Genomic DNA, 19,862 nt, shown 5'->3' on the forward strand with positions numbered 1-19,862 from the left:
AGTGCGCGGCGAATGCCACATCCACTCCGGCATCCGCGGATGCACGAGCAACTCTATCGCGCAGGTTGCAAACGGTATCCGAGATCCGGACGCCTGTGATGTGCAATTTGTGCCAGCACGCCGGAACGCCGGGCGAGACCTGATGCGCCATGTCGCCAATCTCAGTGCGGAGCACCATCTACGCAGGTGACTTGCGTTACGTTCGGCGATGTTTTGCTTCGTAACGCGAGCTCAGGTTGATGCACCCGCCTCGCGTTGTGGTGGTATTTCGCCGCGGGCTGCCGCAGAATTGTCGCGCTTTGGTAGCAAGCTGAAACGATGGGGCAATTTCTTCTGGTTGATTCGCGGAAGCTTGACGGTTTCGAGGGACTTCACGAGGCCGTCCATGGCTCCCATGTCGACGTCATGCAGATTGGGCGTGGGCGGTTGCGCGGGAGTTTGTCCCATGTCGGCATCGGTGATTTCTCCCTTAGCATCGGCGCCTTCAACGTTGGCATGCGCACGCAACGCACCTCCCGCGACGACAAGCTGATCATCGGAATGCTGCTGGCCGCCGAGCAGCGCGTGGCCCATTGGTCGTTCGACATGCAACTCAACGACGTTCTCGTGATTCCTCCGCGGCTCGAGCATGACGGCGTCTTTCACGGTGCATCCGCTTACGCGGCCATCCGCTTCGATCTCGATGAGGTCACGTCGCTATTCGGCGGCGAAGCGCGGCTGAGTGATCCCGACACGTGGCGCAGTCGGGGCCATTTCCGGGCAGATCCCACCACCGGGTCAGCGGCCTCGCGCCGCCTGGTGCGGATCATGTCGCATCTGCGCACCCACAAGGACGGCCTGACGCCGTCCACCGCCGATTTCTGGAAGCGATCCATCGTCGAATGCGTGGCTGCCAACGTCATGTCGTCCCAGCCGCCCGACGGCACCGGCTGGCTTCCCTCCGCGAGGCGGCTCATCCGCCGGGTCGAGGACTATCTGGACGATGCCGGCACACGCCCGGTGCATGTTTCCGAAATCTGCGCCGCGCTGGGCGTCTCGCGGCGCACCTTGCATCGCGCCTTCCAGGAGGTGTTCGGACTCGGCCCGGTCACTTTCCTGCGGCACAAGCGCCTTTGCACGGTCCACTCCATCCTGCGGGACAGCCCTCCAGGCTCGACGACCGTGGCCGCGCAGGCGATGCAGCAGGGCTTCTACGAGCTCGGACGTTTCGCGCAGTATTATGCCGCGATGTTCGGGGAGCGTCCGTCCCAAACATTGGGATTTGCCATTGGCAATGACGGTTCGACGGTCTAGCCCTGCGGCAGCGCGTCGAGATGGCAGGCCACCCATTGATTGCCTTCGGTCGAACGAAGTTGCGGCTCCTCGGTCCGGCAACGATCGAACACGAAGGGACAGCGGGTGTGGAAGCGGCATCCGCTCGGTGGATTGATCGGGCTTGGCACGTCGCCACCGAGGATGATGGGATTGCGCTGGGCGCCGGGTTCGGGCAGCGGGACCGCTGACATCAGCGCCTTGGTGTAGGGATGCTTTGGCGCGGCAAAGATCTCCCGGCGTGGCGCCACTTCGACGATCTTGCCGAGATACATCACCGCGACACGATGGGTCATGTGCTCGACGATCGCGAGATCATGGCTGATGAACAGCAGCGCCAGGCCGAACTTTTGCTGAAGATCCTGCAGCAGGTTGATGACCTGCGCCTTGACCGAGACGTCGAGCGCGGAGACCGCCTCGTCGCAGACGATCAGCTCGGGCTCGGCGGCGAGCGCGCGGGCAATGCCGATGCGTTGGCGCTGACCGCCGGAGAATTCGTGCGGCCTGCGGTTCAGCGCCTCGCGCGGCAGGCGCACGGTGTCCATCAACGTGGTGACGCGCAGCTCGAGATCTTCCGCGGATTTGGCAAGGCGGAAATTCCGGATCGGCTCGGCGAGAATGTCGCGCACGCGCATGCGCGGATTGAGGCTCGAGAACGGGTCCTGGAACACGACCTGCACGCGGCGTCGCATCTGGCGCATCGTGCTTGGCGCGGCGTCGTCGATGCGCTGACCGTCGAGGATGACCTGCCCCGCGGTGATATCGAACAGGCGCAAAATGGCGCGACCGACCGTCGACTTGCCGCAACCGGACTCGCCGACCAGCGACAGCGTCTCGCCGCGCGCGATCTCGAACGACACGCCGTCGACCGCATAGACCCATTCGGACTTGCGTCCGAACAGACCTCTATTGACCGGAAAATGCTTCTTGAGGTCGTTGACCTGGAGCAGCGGAGCACTCATGCCGCAACGGCTCCCTTCGCGGCGTAATGACAGGCAGCGACGTGGCGCGGCCCCTTCTCCTCGAGCCCGGGCGCGTACTGACGGCAGAGGTCGGTTGCGAGCGCACAGCGACCGGCGAAGACGCAGCCGATGACGGGCTTCCTGAGATCGGGCACCTGCCCGGGAATCTCGGCCAGCCGCCTTGCCGTTCCGGTCAGGGAGGAGCCGAGCCTCGGCACGGCGCCGAGCAGGCCTTGCGTATAAGGATGACGCGGCGAACGGAACAGTTCGGCGACGGGCGCCTCCTCGACCTTGCGGCCGGCATACATCACCATCACGCGCTCGGCGATCTCGGCGACGACACCGAGATCGTGCGTGATCAGGATGATCGCCGCCCCGACCCGGCTCTTCAGGCCCAACATCAGCTTCAGGATCTGCGCCTGGATGGTCACGTCGAGCGCCGTGGTCGGCTCGTCCGCGATCAGAAGCTTGGGGTTGCAGGCCAGCGCAATCGCGATCATCACGCGCTGGCGCATGCCGCCGGACAACTGGTGCGGATATTCGCGCACGCGCCGCTTCGGCTCGGGAATGCCGACCAGTGTGAGCATCTCGACCGCGTGCGCCTCGGCGGCCTGCTTGTCCAGGCCCTGATGGATCATCAGCGTCTCGCGGATCTGGCGCCCGACGGTCAGCACCGGATTGAGGCTCGTCATCGGTTCCTGGAAGATCATGGAGATATCGTTGCCGCGAATGGCGCGCATCTCGCGATCCGACAGCTGAAGCAAATCCCTCCCGGCGAAGCGGATAGCGCCTGCGATTCGACCGGGCGGCTCCGGGATCAACCGCATCAGCGACATCGAGGTCACCGATTTTCCGCAGCCGGACTCGCCGACGATCGCCAGCGTCTCACCTTCGTTGACGTGAAAGGACACGCCGTCCACTGCGCGGTTGATGCCGCTGGGGGTACGGAAGTGGGTCTGGAGGTTCTCGACTTCGAGCAGTGCCATCGCGATCAGCTCCGGGACATCAAAGGCTCTTGGCCATGCGCGGATCGAGCGCATCGCGAAGGCCGTCGCCGAGCAAATTCACGGCAAGCACGGTGACGGAGAGGAAGGCCGCCGGAAAGAACACGATGTAGGGCTTGACCTGCCACAGCGCCCGGCCCTCGGCCATGATATTGCCCCAGGACGGAATCGTGGGCGGCGTGCCGGCGCCGATGAAGGACAGGATAGCTTCGGTGATCATGGCACTGGCACAGATATAGGTCGCCTGGATCAGCATGGGCGCGAGCGTGTTCGGCAGGATGTGGCGCAGGATGATCATCGGCGTGCGCGTGCCGCAGGCCACCGCAGCATCCACATAGGGCTGCTCGCGCAGCGACAGCACCACACTCCGGACCAGACGGGAAACCCGCGGGATCTCGGCAACCGTGATCGCCAGAATGACGTTGCCGACACTGCCGCGCGTGAGCGCCATCAGCGCAATCGCCAGCAGGATCGGCGGGATCGACATCAACCCGTCCATGAAGCGCATCAGGATGCCGTCGGCCCAGCGGATGAAGCCGGAGACGATGCCGATGGCGAGGCCCGCCGCGGACGCAAATATCGCAACGGAGAGGCCGACCGTGAGTGAGACCCGCGCACCGAAGAGCACGCGGGAATAGATGTCGCGGCCGAGCACGTCGGAGCCGAACCAGAAAGCGCCCGACGGCGCCCGCGTGCGTTTGGCGGGGGCGAGCGCGGTCGGATCAACCGTGCCGAGATAGGGCGCGAAGACCGCGATCAGGACCAGAGCCAGCAACAGCGCGCCACCGATCGCGACCGTCGGATGGCCGCGCATCAGGCCAACGATGCCGCGCCGGATCACGACAGGCCGAAGGATATCCGGCAGTTGCGGTGCGACGACGAAGCCGGGAGGAAGCGTTTGCGGATCGACGGTCGTGTCGGTCAATAGCGGATCCTCGGGTCGACAAGTGTATAGGTGACGTCGATCATCAGATTGACGAGGACATAGACGAAGCTGAACAACAGCACGATGCCCTGGATGACGGGATAGTCGCGGCGCAGGATCGCATCGATCGTGAGCCGGCCGAGGCCGGGAATCGCAAACACGCTTTCTGTCACGACCGCACCGCCGATCAGGAGCGCGATGCCGATCCCGATCACCGTCACGATCGGCACCGCCGCGTTCTTCAGCGCGTGAATGAAGAGGATGCCGCCCTGCCCCAGGCCCTTGGCGCGAGCGGTCCGGATATAGTCCTGCTGAAGCACTTCAAGCATGGTGGCGCGGGTGATGCGCGCGATCAGCGCGATGTAGACGCAGCCAAGCGCAACCGCCGGCAGGATCAGGTTCTGCAGCCAGGGCCAGAAGCCTTCCGTCAGCGGCGTGTAGCCCTGCACGGGAAGCCATTCGAGCTCCAGCGCGAAGATGTAGGCAAGCATGTAGCCGACCACGAAAACGGGCAGCGAGAAGCCGAACACGGCAAAGCCCATGATGGCGCGGTCGATCAGGCTGCCGGCCTTCCACGCCGCCACCACCCCGAGCGGCACCGCGACCACGATCGTGAGCAGGAGCGTGACCATCATCAGCGACAACGTCGGTCCGAGACGCTGGCCGATCATCGTCGAGACCGGCAGATTGGTGAAGATCGAGGTGCCGAGATCGCCGTGGAGGATGCGCCAGACCCAGCTTCCGAACTGGACCAGGAACGGTCGATCAAGGCCGAGGCTCTGGCGGATACGCTCCACATCCTCCGGGCTTGCCTGGTCGCCCGCAATCACCACCGCGGGATCACCCGGCGCGATGTAAAGCAGGCTGAACACGAACAGCGCGACGATTGCCATCACCGGCAAGGTCGCGACGATGCGACGGAGGATGTAAGAGAGCATCTGGCCTCAACGCACGATCATGCGGATTTCGACACGCCCCAGAAGAACGGCAGCGGCCCCTTCGTGATGCCGGAGACGTTCTTGCGCCACGCCGTGTAGCTCAGGAAAAAGCCGGTCGGCGCATAGACGACGTCATCGAGCGCAGCCTTGTTGAGACGGCCGATGGCAGCCTTCTCCTCGTCGAGGTTCTTGGCCTCGAACCAGGACGTGACCTCCTTTTCCGTGCCAGCGCTCGTCGGCCAGCCGAACCAGGCCTTGTCGCCGTTGGCGCGAATGGCTGTGTAGGGCGCGGGGTTGATGCAGTCCGCGCCGGCGTGCCAGGTGTGGAACATGTTCCAGCCACCCTGTCCCGGCGGCGTCTTCGCCGCACGACGCGAGCCGACGGTGCCCCAATCGGTCGCGACAAAGTCGACATTCATGCCGAGCTGCTTCAGGAGGTCTGCGGTGACGTCGCCTTGCGCCTTTGTGATCGGCTGGTCCTGTGCGACCAGACACGTCACCGGCTGGCCGGAATAGCCGCTCTCGGCAAGCAGCTTCTTGGCGGCATCGAGATCGCGCTTGCCCTTGAGGATTTCGCCGCCGGCTTCGCTGTAGAGCGGCGTATCCGGCGTGAAATAGCCCGGCAGCGGCTTCCACAGCGCGGTGTCGTCGCCGACGATCGCGCGCATGTAATCTTCCTGGCTCATCGCCATCAGCACCGCACGCCGGGCCCGCACGTCGTTGAACGGCGGGTACAGGAAGTTCATGCGGAACGAGCCGATATTGCCCAGGGGATCGCCGATATCGACGCTGATGTTCTTGTTCTTCTTCAGGACCGGAACGAGGTCGGCGATCGGGCTCTCCCACCAGTCGACCTCGCCGTTTTGCAAGGCAGCGGCTGCCGTCGCCGGATCCGGCATCACGATCCATTCGATGCGGTCGATCAGGATCTGTTTGCCGCCGGCGAGCCAGGACGCCTTCTCCTGCCGCGGTACGTAGTCGGCGAATTTCTCGAACACGGCTTTTGCGCCGGGCACCCATTCGCCCTTGGCGAACTTCATCGGCCCGGAGCCGACATAGTCGGTGATCTGCTTGAACGGATCGGTCTGCGCGATGCGCTCCGGCATGATGAACCCGCACGGCGAGTTGTTCTTGGCCAGCGCATACAGCATCTTGGGGAAGGGCTGCTTGAGGACCCATTTGAAGGTGCGGTCGTCGACGGCGGTGAGCTCCTGCTGCAGCGCCTTGATCATCAGGCCCATCGGGTCACGCGCCGCCCAGCGCGTCAGGCTCGCGACGACGTCCTTGCTGAGCACCGGTTCGCCGTCATGGAATTTGAGCCCCGGCCGCAGCTTGAACGTCCAGGTCGTGCCGTCATCCGTCACTTCCTCGGATTCGACCATCTGGCGCTGCGGCTGCAGCGAGGAATCGATGCCGTAAAGCGTATCCCAGACCAGCGCGGCCGCATTGCGCACGACATATTGCGTGCCCCAGATCGGGTCGAAATTTGCAAGGTTTGCCTGCGGCACGAAGCGCAGCGTGCGGGCGGAGGCGCCTTGCGCGATCGCAGGCGCCGAGAGGCCGCCGGACAGTGCCAGACCGCCCGCGCCAGCCAGTCCCTTCAATACGGTCCTGCGATCCATGAAATTCTCCCGGTAATGCCGTGATGCCGGCCGCTGATTGGCCAAGGGCAGGTGAAACAGAACCCATTAGCGTGCAAATGGTATGCCAGTAACCGCGCCTCGCCGGCGCATCCACCATCACAGCAGCTTCGCTCCGAAATTCCGTTCAGGGTCCATGTCGGCGACCAGCCGCCCGGTCGGTTTGGCCGCCTCGCCGCCGCTGCGGGCCAGGAATTGGCCGCTGCCGGCGCTCGCGAGGCACGTGTTGCCGTCGATGATGACGCGGCCGCGCGACAGCACGGTCACCGGCCAGCCCTTCAGCGTCCGTCCCGCGAACGGCGTGTAGCCGGCGAGGTCGTGCATCATTTCGTCGGCGATCGTGGTTTCGCGATTGGGATCCCAGATCGCGATATCGGCATCGGCGCCGACCGCGATCGAGCCCTTGCGCGGATGCAGATTGTAGATTTTCGCCGGTGCCGTCGCGGTCAGCTCGACGAATTTCTCCACGCCAAGCCGCCCCTTCGACACCATCGCGTCGAACAGCAGCGGCAGCCGCAACTCCAGCCCCGGCAGACCGTTCGCAACCTGCTTAAAGTTCGGATTGGGGCCGGCGCGCAGCTTGCCGGTTTCGTCGAAGCGATATGGCGCGTGATCCGACGAGATGGTCTGGAGATCACCGAGCGACAGTGCCTGCCACAGCGCCTCCTGGTCGGAATGCGTGCGCGGCGGCGGGCTGCACATCCACTTGGCGCCCTCGGCACCGGGCTTGTCGAGATCGGCCGCGGTGAGGAACAGATATTGCGGACAGGTCTCGGCAAAGACCTTCAACCCTTGCCCGCGCGCGTCGCGGATCACCTTGGCGCCTTCCGCGGTCGAGACATGGAAGATCATGATCGGCTGGTCGATCAGCGCCGCCATGCCGATCAGCCGGGTGAAGGCTTCGGCCTCCGACACGCGCGCGTGGCTGACGGCATGATATTTCGGCAGCGTGTAGCCGCGCGCGAGCAGGCGCTTCACCATCCAGGCGATGATGCCGTGGTTTTCAGCATGGGCGCACAACATGGCGCCCGATTGTCGCGCGGCGAGAAGGATGTCCAGCAACGGCTCGTCATCGACCTTGAGCCGATCGTAGGTCATGAAGATCTTGATCGAGGCATGCCCCTGCTTCACCAGCGCGGGAATGTGCTCCTCGACAGTCTCCCTGGTCGCGTCCGCGACGATCATGTGAAAGGCGTAGTCGATCACGGCGCCTTTCCTGGCGAGCGCGTGATAGTCCTCCACCACCTGCGGCAGCTTCATGCCGACATGCTGGGCCGCGAACGGAATCACCGTGGTGGTGCCGCCGAACGCGGCAGAGACGGTCGCGCTCTCGAACGTATCGGCGTTCATGATGCCGGCGGCTGACAACTGCTCGATATGGGCGTGGCTGTCGACGCCGCCGGGCAGCACCAGCTTGCCGCGTGCATCGATCTCGCGTTTGGCCGCCGGAAGCCCGCGACCAACGGCGACGATCGTCTCGCCGGAGATCGCGACATCGGCCTCGAACACGTCCGTCGCGGTGGCGACGCGTCCGCCCCGGATGATCAGGTCGTAGCTGGGTTCAGTCATGAGGCACTCCATGATCGGCTTAAGCCAGGTGATCGCCATTTCGCAGGGAGACCACCACGTCCCGGCCACGCATTCTCGTCATCGATCCGAAGATGATCGCGCAAGGCGATACCCACTCCGCGTCCGCATCACTTCTCCGGCGGCGGCACCGCGCCGGTTTGGCTCGTGATCAGGCCATAATGCTCGATGCGGCGATGCTGCGCGAAATTGAAGATCGTGGTTTTGCCAAAGATGGTGGCATCGAGATCGCAAAGGTGAACCAGAAGCTCGTCTTCTTCCGTCTTGGCCTCCGCGACGATCTCGCCGTTGGGATCGACGATCAGGCTGCCGCCAAACAGCGGATGCCCGTCCTCGACGCCGGCCTTGGCCACCGCGACCACCCATGTCGCATTCTGATACGCGCCGGCCTGCACCGACAGGCGGTTATGAAACAGCCGCTTCTCGACGCCCTCTTCGCTCTTCTCCGCGTTGACCGACGGCGTGTTGTAGCCGATCAGCACCATCTCGACGCCCCGCAAGCCCATCACGCGGTAGGTCTCGGGCCAGCGCCGGTCATTGCAAATGGCCATGCCGATGATGCCGCCGAGCTCGCGCCAGACCTTGAAGCCGAGATCGCCGGGCTCGAAATAGCGCTTCTCCAGATGCTGGTGCGAGCGCTTGGTGTCGTATTCCACGTGGCCCGGCAAATGGACCTTGCGATATTTGCCGACGATCTTGCCGGATTTGTCGGTCAGGATCGCGGTATTGAAGTGATGGCCGTCGGGTGTCAGCTCCGCATAGCCGAAATTCATCGCCATCTGGTGCCGGGCCGCACGCTCGAACAGCGGCTTGGTCGCCGCGTTCGGCATCTCGCGCTCGAACCAGACGTCGAATTCAGGCCGGTCCTCCGCGTACCAGCGCGGGAAGAAAGTCGTCAGCGCAAGCTCCGGATAGACGATCAGATCGGCGCCTTTTGCTTTCGCCTCGTCCATCAACGCGATCATGCGCTTCACCACGGCCTCGCGGCTGTCGGCTTTCTGGATCGGGCCCATCTGGGCGGCCGCAACATTGACGATACGCATCAGCAATTCCTGGTGATCTCTTTTGGTCAGGTCGCGAAGTGCGGCTTCGCTCATAGGCAGGATCAGCTGGAGACCACGTCCCTGTCATGCCACCGACGGAGAGCATGCGACAGATCGATGGGCCCGGAATAGATCCAGAGGTGTCGCAATCCAGTTGACCAGCACGCGAGAGGCGCGGCGTGCCCCGTCACCGACTGCACGTTCTGGTGCAGCGGTGCCCGCAAGGAGTGCAGGCGAACCTGGATTGTTCCGCGCGAGAAAAGTGCAATGCACCACGGAATCTCCCGCTCAAAACGCAACACGCGCTGCACTGCGATCTAATCTCCGCAAATCTCGTGTCTAAATTGGAGGCGATCGAACGACGCCGCGGCGTCTCGGACGCCCACGAGCTATGCACCGCGGTCGGCTCAGCCTCTCTTTATTGTACGAACCGTAACAGTGCGATCATCGGATCGGCGGAAGCCGATCGGAGGATCACACCAGGCTCGACTTGCCGCGGCTCAGGACCTCCCCCGCGCCTTTCGTGCCGACGACCTTGCCTTGGTCGTACACCACGCGACCTCGCGCGATCGTGGTGACGGGCCAGCCGGTGACGTCGAATCCTTCCCAGGGCGTATAGTCGGAGCCGTGGTTCAGATCGGCCTGCCGGATCGGCTTCGTCAGCTTGGTGTCCCATAGAACGATATCGGCGTCGAAGCCGACGCCGATGGAGCCCTTGCGCGGATAGAGACCGTAGATGCGCGCATGGTTGGTCGAGCTCAGCTCGACGAACTTTTGCCGCGTGATTCGTCCCTTTGAGACGCCCTCGGAGAACAGGATCGGCAGCCGCGTCTCGACGCCGGGGATGCCGTTCGGCACCCAGCGGAACGAAGTGCGTGCATTCGGCGTCAACTTGCCCTTGGGATCGTCATAACGGAATGGGCAGTGGTCAGACGAAAACGTCTGGAACACGCCGCTGCTGATGCCGTCCCAGATCGCCTGCTGGCTTTCGACATCGCGCGGCGGCGGCGAGCAGACATATTTCGCGCCGCTGATGTCCATGTTCAGGCCCTTCATGTCGTCGGCGGTCAGCGTGATGTATTGCGGGCAGGTCTCTGCATGCACCGGCAACCCGCGCTGCTGCGCCCAGCGCACCTGCTCCATCGCCTCGCGCCCGGACACGTGGACGATCATGATGGGAACGCCGACGATCTCGGCATGACTGATGGCGCGATGCGTCGCCTCGCGCTCGACGGCCTGGGGCCGCGACACGCCGTGATAATAGGGCGCGATGTGGCCTTCGCGTTCGAGCTTGGTGGTGAGGAAGCGGATGGCGTCGTAGCCCTCGCAATGCACCATGACCAGCGCCTCCTCGCGGCGCGCGACCTCGAACACTTCAAGCAATTGCCTGTCGCTGAGGACGAGATCGTCATAGGTCATGAACACCTTGAACGAGGTGTAGCCGTCCTTCACCAGCGCCGGCAGCTCTTGCCCGAGCACCACCGCGGTCGGATCCGAGATGATGAGATGAAACGCGGTATCGATGTAGCACTCGCCTTCGGCAAGCTTGCGGTAGTTCTCGACGCAAGCGCGTAGCGAGGTACCCTTCTCCTGCAGCGCGAACGGGAGCACCATGGTGTTGCCGCCGGCGGCAGCCGAGCGGGTCGCCGAGGCGAAATCGTCGGCCATCACCACGTCGGGTCCGGACGACTGCGAGATGTGGACGTGACTGTCGATGCCGCCCGGCAGCGCGAGCAGGCCGGTCGCGTCGATCTCGCGGGCTGCTCCCTCGATGCGATCGGCGATGCTGACGATGCGGCCGTCGCGAACGCCGATGTCGGCGCGAAATTCGTCGCCGGCCGTCACGATGGTGCCGCCGCGAATGGCGAGATCGAACTGCGTCACATTAGTCTCCGTCACTTGACGACCGCCGAGGTCCGGAAGATCCGACCCCAATCAGCAAGAGCCCCGATGTCGCCGCCGGCAAGGTCGAGGGTCCGCCATAGCGTGACCGCAACCGAGTCGAGCACCGCGATATCCAATTCCCGCTCCAGCGGTGACGCCAACGCAGCACCGTCGAGATTGGTGCAGAGGATGACGACGGCATCCGCGCCCTCAGAGGCCACTGCACGGATCATGCCGGCGATCGTCGCCGGTGCAACCTCGCCGAAGGAGAAATTGTCACGCAGACCGAGATGCCGCTCGGCATAAGGGGCCATCCCCTCCCGGGCCCAGACATCTGCGATCCTTTGCTGCACGTCGTCGGTGTAGGGTGACACCAGAGCAACCCGTTTGGCGCTGAGTGCACGGACGGCATCAATGCAAGCGAGCGTCGATGTCGTCGCCGGTACGCTTGTACGGGCCGCGATCGCGTCGCATAGGCTCCTGTCGCGGGCAATCCTAAGCCAGCTCGCCGAAGTCCCGTTCCAGGCAATGGCGTCCACCTTCGCATCCGCCAGCAAATCCGCGGCGGGCAGCATCAGCGAGGCATCGAACTGGCTCAGCGCCGCGGCATCGAGCGCAATCTCGGTGACCCGGAAGCGCGAGAAATGCGCGCTGACTTCCGCCACGCCGTGCAGCATGGCGCTGGTGACGGGCTCGAGCACTGAGTTCGACGACGGCGTGATCATGCCGAGACGCTTGCGCATGGGGATACTCTACGACGCCTGCGCGAGGCGCGTCGACTCCTCCCGGATCAGACCCAGGATGTGGCGCTTCGCCTGCCTAAGGCGGATCGGGGCACGAGACTTGCTTTGTTTCCCGGGAGAACGGGGGCAACACCATGGCTGATACGCCAAGCGGCCGATCGCTCGTCGTCGACGCGGTCACCCACCGCTATCCGAGCGGCGCGCTGGCGGTCGAGAACATCAATCTCGACATCAAGGGCGGCGAGATCATCGCCCTGCTCGGCCCCTCCGGTTGCGGCAAGACGACGCTGCTGCGGATCATCGCCGGCTTCATCGCGCAGAGCCAGGGGCGAATCATCATCGGCGACGACATCGTCGATGCGCTGCCGCCGAACCGTCGTGCGGTCGGCATCGTATTCCAGAACTACGCGTTGTTTCCGCATCTTTCGATTAGCGAGAACGTCGGCTACGGCCTTGCCGCCCGCGGCGTCGACAAGGCGACGCGACAGCACGAGGCGCAGCGCCTGCTGGAGCTGGTGCAACTGCCGGCGATGGCGGAGCGGCTGCCGCGGCAGCTCTCCGGCGGCCAGCAGCAGCGCGTTGCGCTCGCCCGCGCGCTCGCGATCAAGCCGTCGATCCTGCTGCTGGACGAGCCCTTTGCCGCGCTCGACAAGAATCTGCGGCTCGACATGCAGATCGAGGTCAAGCGGCTGCAGAGAGTCTCGGGCATCACCACGCTGATCGTGACGCATGATCAGGAAGAGGCGCTGTCAATGGCCGATCGCGTCGCGGTGCTCAGCCACGGCAGGCTCGAGCAGTTCGGCTCGCCATCCGACGTCTACGACCGTCCGCAGACCCTGTTCGTGAACACCTTCGTCGGCGCCAGTAACCGCATGCCCGGCATCGTGGTCTCGGCGGACCGCACGAGCGCCAAGGTGCGCCTCGATGCCGGCGCTGAGATCATCGCGCGGCCCGCGGGCGGCGCCCTCACCGAAGGCGGCCGCGTCACCGTCTGCATCCGCCCCGAGCATCTGCAGTTCGTCGGCGATGAGACCGGCTTTGCCGGCGTGGTCGGCATGTCGCTCCCGCTAGGTGCGACCGTCGTTCACGAGATCAAGACCGCCGACGGCTCCGGCGTCAAAGTTTCGCAGGCGCGCATTGGCGAGACACACGCGCTGGAGAACGGCGCTGCGGTGCGGCTCGCGCCACTCGCCCCGTCGCTCGCCAACGCCTTTCCCGCAACGCTTTAGATCCAGTCCACAGGGAGTTCGACATGATCCTGAACCGCCGAAGCCTGATGACGACCGCACTTACACTCGGCGCCATGAAGGCGTTTCCGGGCTTAAGCTTCGCCCAGGCCCGTCCGCTGGTGTTTGCAACCTTCACCGGAAGCTGGGAGGAAGCGCACAAGGCGGTATTGGTGCCGGCCTTCCGGAAGGCCAACGCGGATGCGGCCATCGTGCTCGACCCCATGCTTTCCGTGGACCAGATCGCGAAGGTGAACGCCGCAAAGGCCAATCCGCCGATTGACGTCATGCTGCACGATCCCGGCCCTGCGCTGGTCGCGATCGGGCAGGACCTCGTCGAGCCCTATCCGGTCGAGAAGAGCGCCTACTACAAGGACCTGATCTCCGAAGCCCAGGAGCCGATGGGCCCCGCCCCGTTCTTCCAGGTCGTCGGCCTCACCTACAATCCGGAAGCCGTCAAGACGCCGCCGACCTCCTGGGCCGATCTCTGGAAGCCGGAGTTCAAGGGCCGTGTCGGCATCACCAACCTCAACTCGACGCTCGGCACCGGCTGGCTGGTCGAGATCGCCAAGATGCGCGGCGGTTCTGAAGCCAATGTCGATCCTGGCTTCAAGGCGATCGAGGAGCTGAAGCCCAATCTCGCGGCGGTCGCCGCCAATCCCGGCGCGCTCGCGACTCTGTTCCAGCAGGGCCAGATCGACATCTCGCCCGGCAATTTCAACGCCATCCAGATCCTCAAAGCGCGCGGCGTGCCGGTCGAGTTCGTCGCGCCGAAGGAAGGCGCCATCGCCTTCAAGACCACGATCCACATCGTCAAGAACTCAGCGAATCGCGAGCTTGCGTTCAAGCTGATCGAGGCGGCGCTGTCGGCTGAAGTGCAGACAATCCTGATGAATCCGCCCTATTTGATCGTGCCGACCAATTCCAAGGTCGCCATGAGCGGCGAGATCGCGCGCGTGCTCGCGAAAAACACGACCGAGCTGAAGCAGAAATTCGTGTTCCAGGACTGGAAGAAGATCAACGAGCAGCGCTCGGCCTGGATCGAGCGCTTCAACCGCGAGATCAAGATCTAGCGCATGATGAGATTAGATTCGACCGCACCAACGAGGGAGGTGTGCTCCCTCCCCCGCTTGCGGGGGAGGGCTGGGGAGAGGGTATCTCCGCGATCGAGAACCCCCAAGAGGAGAGAACCCTCACCCGGCGCGTTGCGCCGACCTCTCCCGCAAGCGGGAGAGGTGCACCGGGTCCGCGGCGGATTGATTCAACTTAAGACCATTTCATCCTAGAACATTCGAGGAATGGCGATGGGCGCAGGACCGGTCTCACGGGACGTCACCTCCTACGGCATGGGATTGGCAGCGCCGCTGGCGCTGTTCTTCCTTGTCTTCTTCGTGGCGCCGCTGCTGCAATTGGTCTGGCTCTCGCTGCACAACGATACCGCCGCGCTCCATTGGGGGTTTGGCCAGTACCTGCATTTCCTCTCCGATCCCTTCAGCCTTGGCGTGCTCGGCTCGACGCTGCTGCTCGGCGCCGAGGTGACGGCCGTCTGCCTCGTGCTCGGCTTTCCCATTGCGTGGCTCTACCAGCGGGTCGGGCCGCGGCTTCAGACCGTGATCATTCTGATCGTGCTGCTGCCGCTCTTGACCAGCGTGGTGGTGCGCACCTTCGCGTGGATCGTGATCCTTGGCCGGCAGGGCATTATCAATGCGACACTACAATCGCTCGGCGTGATCGATAAGCCGCTGCGGCTGCTCTATACCGAGTTCGGCGTGGTGATTGCGCTTGCGCAGGTGCAGATGCCGTTGATGACGCTGCCGCTGATCACCGCGCTCGGCCGCATCGATCCCAATCTCGACGACGCCTCCTGCTCGCTCGGCGCCGGCAGCTGGCGCACCTTCTTCAGGATCACCCTGCCGCTGTCGCTGCCCGGCGTGATCGCCGGATGCACGCTGACTTACGCCGCCGCGATTACGGCCTTCATCACCCAGTCGCTGATCGGCGGCGGCCAGATGCTGTTCATGCCGATGTATCTCTATCAGCAGGCTTCCACGCTGCAGAACTGGCCGTTTGCATCGGCGATCTCGATCATCTTCCTGCTCGCCGTGCTCGCGGTCGTCTCAGTCTTCACCACGCTCGGCCGCCTGTCGCGCGGCTATGGAGGGGCGTGATGAGCGGGCGTAGGCGCACCCTGGAGGCGATCAGCTTCGAATTCGTCATGACCGTGATCGCCCTGATCGCGCTGATCCTGATCATCGCGCCCTCGCTCGTCGTATTGATCGTCTCATTCACCAGCGGCTTCTCGCTCAAATTCCCGCCGCCCGGATATTCGCTGCGCTGGTACGCCGAGCTCTGGGACGCGTGGCAGCTGCACTTCGCGGCCAAGAACAGCCTCATCGTGGCGCTGTGGGCGACGGGTCTGTCCGTGATGCTCGGCGTTGCCGCCGCGCTGGCAATCTCGCGCTCGCCGACGCTGTCGGCGCGGCTGCTCGATTCCCTCTTCATGTCGCCGCTGGTGCTGCCCGCGCTCGCCTTTGGCCTCGCCGCCCTGATGCTGTTCTCACTCGTCGGCCTGCCGGTGTCGCCGCTGACGCTGGTGATCGGCCACACCGTGGTCTGCGTGCCCTATGTTGTGCGCAACACGGTCGCGGCGCTGGCCCAACTCGAGCCGACCCTGCTCGAAAGTTCGACGGTGCTCGGCGCCAGCCGTCTCTACACGTTCCGCCGCATCGTGCTGCCGCTGATCCGGCCGGGCATCATTGCGGGTGCCTTCATCGCCTTCATGTCGTCCTTCGACAACGTGCCGGTGTCGCTGTTCCTGCGGGATGCGGCAACCGACATGCTGCCGATCCGGATGTGGCAGGACCTCGAAGGCAAACTCGACGTGACCATTGCCGCATTGTCGGGCGTGTTGATCATCGCCACCGTCGCGCTGGTCGCAGTCATGGAGCGCATGACCGGGTTGTCGCGACGACTGACGAACTGATCAGGCGCCACGGAATAGCGAATAGCCCCAGCGTGTGAATTTCAGCGGCAGGTGAAAATGCTCGTCGACGTTCTTGATGCGGAAGCGGAACGGCGTCACGGTGAGAAAGCCGTCAGTTTCTGCAAAGAACTCGCCGAGATGAAACAGCACCTCATACTCGCCCGCAGTCACACCGGCGCCTTGCGCGATGGAATGATCGAGCACGCCGTTGGCGCCGAGCCGCCTGTCGGCAATGCGCTCCGAATCCGGGTCGATCCGCCAGATCTCGACGCGCAGGCCCTGCGCGGGTCGACCGCTCGCCACGTCGACCGCGTGAATGGAAATGCCGCCTGCCACCGTGTTCCTCCTGTGAGCGCGCGGCCGCGCTATGATTTCGGAATAGTAGCAATGTAGCGGTGTTTTGCCCGACGAGTCAAATCATCGCGCCGGGGCGTGTGTAACCCGTTGATTCCCTTGTCACCGGCTACTGTGCATGGGGTTGTTTTCGCGGTTTTTGTTTTGATCGGGCCTCCTGGCCCGCGAAAGACAAACGCAACCGCCGCCAGCCGATCACAATTCCGGTGATCGAGAACACCAGCCCGAGCCCACAGAGGCCCACGATGAGGACATCGCGGATGTGGGGGTGGGCCATGAGGGTTGGAAGGTCGAATGTGTGCAGCGCGCTGTAGGCCCAGCGGTAAGCCCGCCGCGACGAATCGAGCCTCTGCAACACGCTGCCGTCTGCGCCATCGATGTCGAACCAGAGGGCACCGCATCGGGAACGGTAGACCGGCGCGCCCGGAACGATGGAGTGCGCGGGATAGTCGTCGTCAGCCGCAAGCACGGACGGTGCGTCGCAGCCGGTTGCGATCTGCGTCATCAGGTTTCCGATCGCCTGCGCGCTGATGACCGGCGCCTCCCCACCGTCTGGCCGGATCACAACCTGCTCCCCGAGACCAATCCGCTCCCGTCGATAGAGACTGCCGCCGAAGGCAAACCACTCGACCTCGCGAGCCGACGGCGATAGGGGCCGGCGATCGAACGACAAGGCTGCGGTCCAGTCCGGCGAAGCATTGATCACGCCCGCCTCAGCCGGACTCAACTGGCCGCGCGAGAATAGCCGGCCATGGTCCATCGAGAGCCAACCGCTGAAGATCCAGGTCAGCACGAACGTTGTCGCGAAGAGACCAACGACGTGATGAAAGGCATGCCAGCCACGGTATGGCGATGATATCTGCCGCCCGCGAATCCTGATCCGCACAAAACCAAGCACCGCGCCCAGCACCGCCGCGATCAAGGCCAGGAGCGACAACGTCCAGACCACGCCGTCCCACAGCACCCAATTGCTTCTGAGAGACGTCGGATAGATCCAGTGCAAAACGCTGCCGGCGAGATTCCATCCACGCTCGCTCCGTGTGGTATCCAGCACGACCTCGCCGGTCGCAGATGAAACGTAGACCTCCGTTCCGGCGAGGTCGCCGAGGGCCACACGAAACAGAGGCCGGTGGCGATCGAAGCCGTTCGGAACGCTCCATTGATCGTAGTCGGCTTGTGCAACGACAGCCGCACGCGCCGCATCGAGCCCGCGTTGACGCGCATAGGTCCGGGCGATGGTGAGCGCGACTTCGGGCGACCGCACCGATGCATCATTCCCGTCAGTAGCGTGGATCGCGCGCAGTCGCGAGGGCCCCGAGACGATATAGACCCGCTCCTTGCTCCGCTGAACCAGGCGCACGCGCGTGGCATCGCTGATGCCGCTTGCAGCCAGCGCATCGGCAACTGCCATCGCACTCGCTGCTTGATCCAGCGGCCTCAGGCCGGCAAAGCGCTCCGCTTCCGTCAACGACGGAAACGGCACGAAGTGCATCACGATGCCGGTCGAAAACCACATCGCGAACAGCAGGCCGAACGCGATCCCGAGCCAGCGATGCGAGAGGACGATCGCGCCCATGATGCGTTCAATGCCTTACCATTTGAACGCCGCCGAAATTTCGTACGTGCGCGGCGCGCCCAGCAAGATCTGGTCAGGATAAAACGGATCGCCCCAGATCGCATAGCGCTTGTCGGTGAAGTTGCGCACCCGGAAGGTCAAGCGAGCCTGATCGACCGCAGAGAGCACCGTCTTGGGGATATCGACCAAAGCATAGATGTCCCCCACCGTGTAGGCGTTCAGCGTCACCGTGTTGGCATCGGTGTTATAGCGATCGCCGACATGGCGGCCGACGATGCCGAAGTCCACGGGCCACGTGGTCAGGAAGCGGTACGACGCGCCAGCATTGGCGACGATGCGCGGCACGTTCGGCGGCGTATTGCCGGAGAACGATCCACCGACGAAATTGTAATCGGCGTAACGCGCATCGACATAGGCAATGTTGCCCCACAGCCGCAAAGGCTCGATCGGCCGCACCGATGCGGCGAGCTCGACGCCCTTCGACTGCTGCCGCCCGGCAATGTTAAGCTGCATGCCGCCGGCCGCGGCATAGACGTTCTTGCGCAGGATATCGTAGGCCGAGAACGACCACTCCGCCCGGTTGTCCCAGAGCAGGTGCTTGACGCCGGTCTCATACGTGCGCGAGGTCGTCAGGTTGAGCGGATCGGTCGGATTGAGCAGAAAGATGTTATTGGCGGAGATGTCGGCTCCGGTGGCGTATTGGCTGAAAAAGGTCAGGCCGGGTACGGCTTCCCAATTGTAGCCGATACGGCCCGTCACCGGCGCCCAGGATTTCGAGAACGGGAAGTTCGCCTTCTCCAGGCCATTCACGTCGGTCGAGTTGCGGTCGAGGCCGATATGCTCGACGCGCAACCCGCCGACCAGCGCAAAGCTGCGGGTCAGCTTCAGGCGATCTTCGAACGACAGCGCCTCGTTGTCGATGCGCGCGGTCTGCTGCTGCGTCGTGAGCAGGCCATAGTAGCCGCGAGGTGGATCAACCAGCGAGACGGAATCGTCGGGGAAGTTGGCTGCGCCCGGCCTGACAAAATCGAGATAGCTTGACGAAAGCGTCGTGACCAGACGATTGTCGAAGCCCGCAATATTCGCATCCCACGTCAGGTCCGTGATATTGCCGACGAGGCGCTGGCTGTGCGCGACGTAGAAGCGCTCACGATCGACCAGGCTCGTCCCAGAGTTGAACGCCTCGACCTCGTTGTTGAACCATGTGCGCTCCGCCCCATAAGCATAGGCCTGGCTCTTCAGCGTCAGGTCGGGCGCCAGCTTCAGCTCGAAGCCGCCACGCAGCCAGACCTCCTGTGCGACGTTGCGGTTGTCCAGGACATTGTAATTGGTATTGAAGGTGCGGTCGTCGATCGTGACCGGTCCGAGATTCGTTCCGTTGAAATTCGAGACATAGCTGCCGGAGAGGATTCCGGTCGTCGCATGCGAGCCGCTGAATGCGACCGGCACCAGCGGCGCACCCCAATACGCCCTCCCGCGGTCCTCGCGGTACTCGATCGCGCCCCAGACCTTGAGGCTGTCGGTGATGCGGTAGTTGAGCTGGCCGGAAACGTCGAGGGTCCTGGTGTTGGTGTCGTCGGCGAAGCCGTTGAGCGACGAGCGGCTGATGTCGAACCGGTAGTCGAGGCCCTGCACGTCGGTGCTGCCGCCGGAGCCGTAATGTGTACGGAACGAGTTCAACGAATC

18 protein-coding genes are annotated in these 19,862 nt (G+C 64.0%); 5 read left to right on the plus strand and 13 right to left on the minus strand.

Going from position 1 to position 19,862, the window contains the following annotated elements; all coding sequences use genetic code 11:
* Positions 1-231: 231 nt before the first annotated feature.
* Positions 232-507 carry a hypothetical protein gene (locus AC0L2O_RS28680; RefSeq protein ID WP_473372086.1) on the minus strand — a complete coding sequence of 92 codons (276 nt, stop codon included), beginning with the start codon at positions 505-507 and terminating at the stop codon, positions 232-234.
* Here AC0L2O_RS28680 and AC0L2O_RS28685 point away from each other — a divergent pair.
* A complete protein-coding gene (locus AC0L2O_RS28685; RefSeq protein WP_473372087.1) occupies positions 496-1,293 on the plus strand; it encodes a helix-turn-helix domain-containing protein in 798 nt (265 codons plus the stop codon). The genes AC0L2O_RS28680 and AC0L2O_RS28685 overlap by 12 nt on opposite strands.
* Here AC0L2O_RS28685 and AC0L2O_RS28690 read toward each other — a convergent pair.
* The 9 genes from AC0L2O_RS28690 to AC0L2O_RS28730 all read right to left on the minus strand — a co-directional run bounded on the left by AC0L2O_RS28690 (position 1,290) and on the right by AC0L2O_RS28730 (position 12,037).
* Positions 1,290-2,273: an ABC transporter ATP-binding protein gene (locus AC0L2O_RS28690; protein WP_473372088.1), complete on the minus strand. Its 984-nt coding sequence runs from the start codon at positions 2,271-2,273 to the stop codon at positions 1,290-1,292. The two genes, AC0L2O_RS28685 and AC0L2O_RS28690, sit on opposite strands and share 4 nt — an antisense overlap.
* The gene (locus AC0L2O_RS28695) at positions 2,270-3,259 is read right to left on the minus strand and encodes an ABC transporter ATP-binding protein (protein ID WP_473372089.1); all 990 of its coding nucleotides are present in this window, start codon (positions 3,257-3,259) and stop codon (positions 2,270-2,272) included. Before AC0L2O_RS28695 ends, AC0L2O_RS28690 begins: the two co-directional genes overlap by 4 nt.
* A 19-nt stretch (positions 3,260-3,278) precedes the next feature.
* The gene (locus AC0L2O_RS28700) at positions 3,279-4,202 is read right to left on the minus strand and encodes an ABC transporter permease (RefSeq protein ID WP_473372090.1); all 924 of its coding nucleotides are present in this window, start codon (positions 4,200-4,202) and stop codon (positions 3,279-3,281) included.
* Positions 4,199-5,140 (minus strand): ABC transporter permease, encoded by a 942-nt coding sequence (locus AC0L2O_RS28705; RefSeq protein WP_473372091.1) that lies wholly within the window; start codon positions 5,138-5,140, stop codon positions 4,199-4,201. Before AC0L2O_RS28705 ends, AC0L2O_RS28700 begins: the two co-directional genes overlap by 4 nt.
* A 17-nt stretch (positions 5,141-5,157) precedes the next feature.
* The gene (locus AC0L2O_RS28710) at positions 5,158-6,762 is read right to left on the minus strand and encodes an ABC transporter substrate-binding protein (RefSeq protein ID WP_369724861.1); all 1,605 of its coding nucleotides are present in this window, start codon (positions 6,760-6,762) and stop codon (positions 5,158-5,160) included.
* 117 nt (positions 6,763-6,879) lie between these two features.
* Positions 6,880-8,349 (minus strand): dihydropyrimidinase, encoded by a 1,470-nt coding sequence (hydA, locus tag AC0L2O_RS28715; protein ID WP_473372092.1) that lies wholly within the window; start codon positions 8,347-8,349, stop codon positions 6,880-6,882.
* Between the two features lie 128 nt (positions 8,350-8,477).
* On the minus strand, positions 8,478-9,410 hold the full coding sequence (locus tag AC0L2O_RS28720; RefSeq protein WP_473372093.1) for an N-carbamoyl-D-amino-acid hydrolase: 933 nt from the start codon (positions 9,408-9,410) through the stop codon (positions 8,478-8,480).
* A 474-nt stretch (positions 9,411-9,884) separates the two neighbouring features.
* Positions 9,885-11,294, minus strand: coding sequence for a dihydropyrimidinase (gene hydA / locus AC0L2O_RS28725; RefSeq protein WP_369724866.1), 1,410 nt, complete (start codon positions 11,292-11,294; stop codon positions 9,885-9,887).
* Positions 11,295-11,305: 11 nt separating this feature from the next.
* Entirely contained in the window at positions 11,306-12,037 is a 732-nt protein-coding gene (locus tag AC0L2O_RS28730) for a maleate cis-trans isomerase family protein (protein ID WP_473372094.1), read from the minus strand.
* A 134-nt stretch (positions 12,038-12,171) separates the two neighbouring features.
* Here AC0L2O_RS28730 and AC0L2O_RS28735 point away from each other — a divergent pair, with 134 nt between their 5' ends.
* The 4 genes from AC0L2O_RS28735 to AC0L2O_RS28750 all read left to right on the plus strand — a co-directional run bounded on the left by AC0L2O_RS28735 (position 12,172) and on the right by AC0L2O_RS28750 (position 16,246).
* On the plus strand, positions 12,172-13,266 hold the full coding sequence (locus AC0L2O_RS28735) for an ABC transporter ATP-binding protein (RefSeq protein ID WP_473372095.1): 1,095 nt from the start codon (positions 12,172-12,174) through the stop codon (positions 13,264-13,266).
* A gap of 23 nt (positions 13,267-13,289) precedes the next feature.
* Positions 13,290-14,336, plus strand: coding sequence for an ABC transporter substrate-binding protein (locus AC0L2O_RS28740; protein ID WP_473372096.1), 1,047 nt, complete (start codon positions 13,290-13,292; stop codon positions 14,334-14,336).
* Positions 14,337-14,567: 231 nt separating this feature from the next.
* Positions 14,568-15,431, plus strand: coding sequence for an ABC transporter permease (locus AC0L2O_RS28745; protein WP_473372097.1), 864 nt, complete (start codon positions 14,568-14,570; stop codon positions 15,429-15,431).
* Positions 15,431-16,246: an ABC transporter permease gene (locus AC0L2O_RS28750; RefSeq protein ID WP_473372098.1), complete on the plus strand. Its 816-nt coding sequence runs from the start codon at positions 15,431-15,433 to the stop codon at positions 16,244-16,246. Before AC0L2O_RS28745 ends, AC0L2O_RS28750 begins: the two co-directional genes overlap by 1 nt.
* Here AC0L2O_RS28750 and AC0L2O_RS28755 read toward each other — a convergent pair whose 3' ends face one another.
* The 3 genes from AC0L2O_RS28755 to AC0L2O_RS28765 form a co-directional block, all read right to left on the minus strand.
* Positions 16,247-16,582 (minus strand): hydroxyisourate hydrolase, encoded by a 336-nt coding sequence (locus AC0L2O_RS28755; RefSeq protein WP_473372099.1) that lies wholly within the window; start codon positions 16,580-16,582, stop codon positions 16,247-16,249. It abuts the gene before it with no gap.
* 127 nt (positions 16,583-16,709) lie between these two features.
* The gene (locus tag AC0L2O_RS28760) at positions 16,710-18,179 is read right to left on the minus strand and encodes a PepSY domain-containing protein (protein WP_473372102.1); all 1,470 of its coding nucleotides are present in this window, start codon (positions 18,177-18,179) and stop codon (positions 16,710-16,712) included.
* Positions 18,180-18,191: 12 nt separating this feature from the next.
* A partial coding sequence (locus AC0L2O_RS28765; protein WP_473372100.1) for a TonB-dependent receptor occupies positions 18,192-19,862 on the minus strand: 1,671 nt, incomplete at its 5' end.

It is taken from the genome of Bradyrhizobium sp. Kon10 (assembly GCF_055807395.1).

What these genes read in the sequence shown, in the direction of transcription:
- AC0L2O_RS28685 (WP_473372087.1), top strand. Translation starts at nt 496, where the DNA reads ATGCGCACGCAACGCACCTCCCGCGACGACAAGCTGATCATCGGAATG.
- AC0L2O_RS28690 (WP_473372088.1), bottom strand. Translation starts at nt 2,273, where the DNA reads ATGAGTGCTCCGCTGCTCCAGGTCAACGACCTCAAGAAGCATTTTCCG.
- AC0L2O_RS28695 (WP_473372089.1), bottom strand. Translation starts at nt 3,259, where the DNA reads ATGGCACTGCTCGAAGTCGAGAACCTCCAGACCCACTTCCGTACCCCC.
- AC0L2O_RS28705 (WP_473372091.1), bottom strand. Translation starts at nt 5,140, where the DNA reads ATGCTCTCTTACATCCTCCGTCGCATCGTCGCGACCTTGCCGGTGATG.
- AC0L2O_RS28710 (WP_369724861.1), bottom strand. Translation starts at nt 6,762, where the DNA reads ATGGATCGCAGGACCGTATTGAAGGGACTGGCTGGCGCGGGCGGTCTG.
- hydA (WP_473372092.1), bottom strand. Translation starts at nt 8,349, where the DNA reads ATGACTGAACCCAGCTACGACCTGATCATCCGGGGCGGACGCGTCGCC.
- AC0L2O_RS28720 (WP_473372093.1), bottom strand. Translation starts at nt 9,410, where the DNA reads ATGCGTATCGTCAATGTTGCGGCCGCCCAGATGGGCCCGATCCAGAAA.
- AC0L2O_RS28730 (WP_473372094.1), bottom strand. Translation starts at nt 12,037, where the DNA reads ATGCGCAAGCGTCTCGGCATGATCACGCCGTCGTCGAACTCAGTGCTC.
- AC0L2O_RS28735 (WP_473372095.1), top strand. Translation starts at nt 12,172, where the DNA reads ATGGCTGATACGCCAAGCGGCCGATCGCTCGTCGTCGACGCGGTCACC.
- AC0L2O_RS28740 (WP_473372096.1), top strand. Translation starts at nt 13,290, where the DNA reads ATGATCCTGAACCGCCGAAGCCTGATGACGACCGCACTTACACTCGGC.
- AC0L2O_RS28745 (WP_473372097.1), top strand. Translation starts at nt 14,568, where the DNA reads ATGGGCGCAGGACCGGTCTCACGGGACGTCACCTCCTACGGCATGGGA.
- AC0L2O_RS28750 (WP_473372098.1), top strand. Translation starts at nt 15,431, where the DNA reads ATGAGCGGGCGTAGGCGCACCCTGGAGGCGATCAGCTTCGAATTCGTC.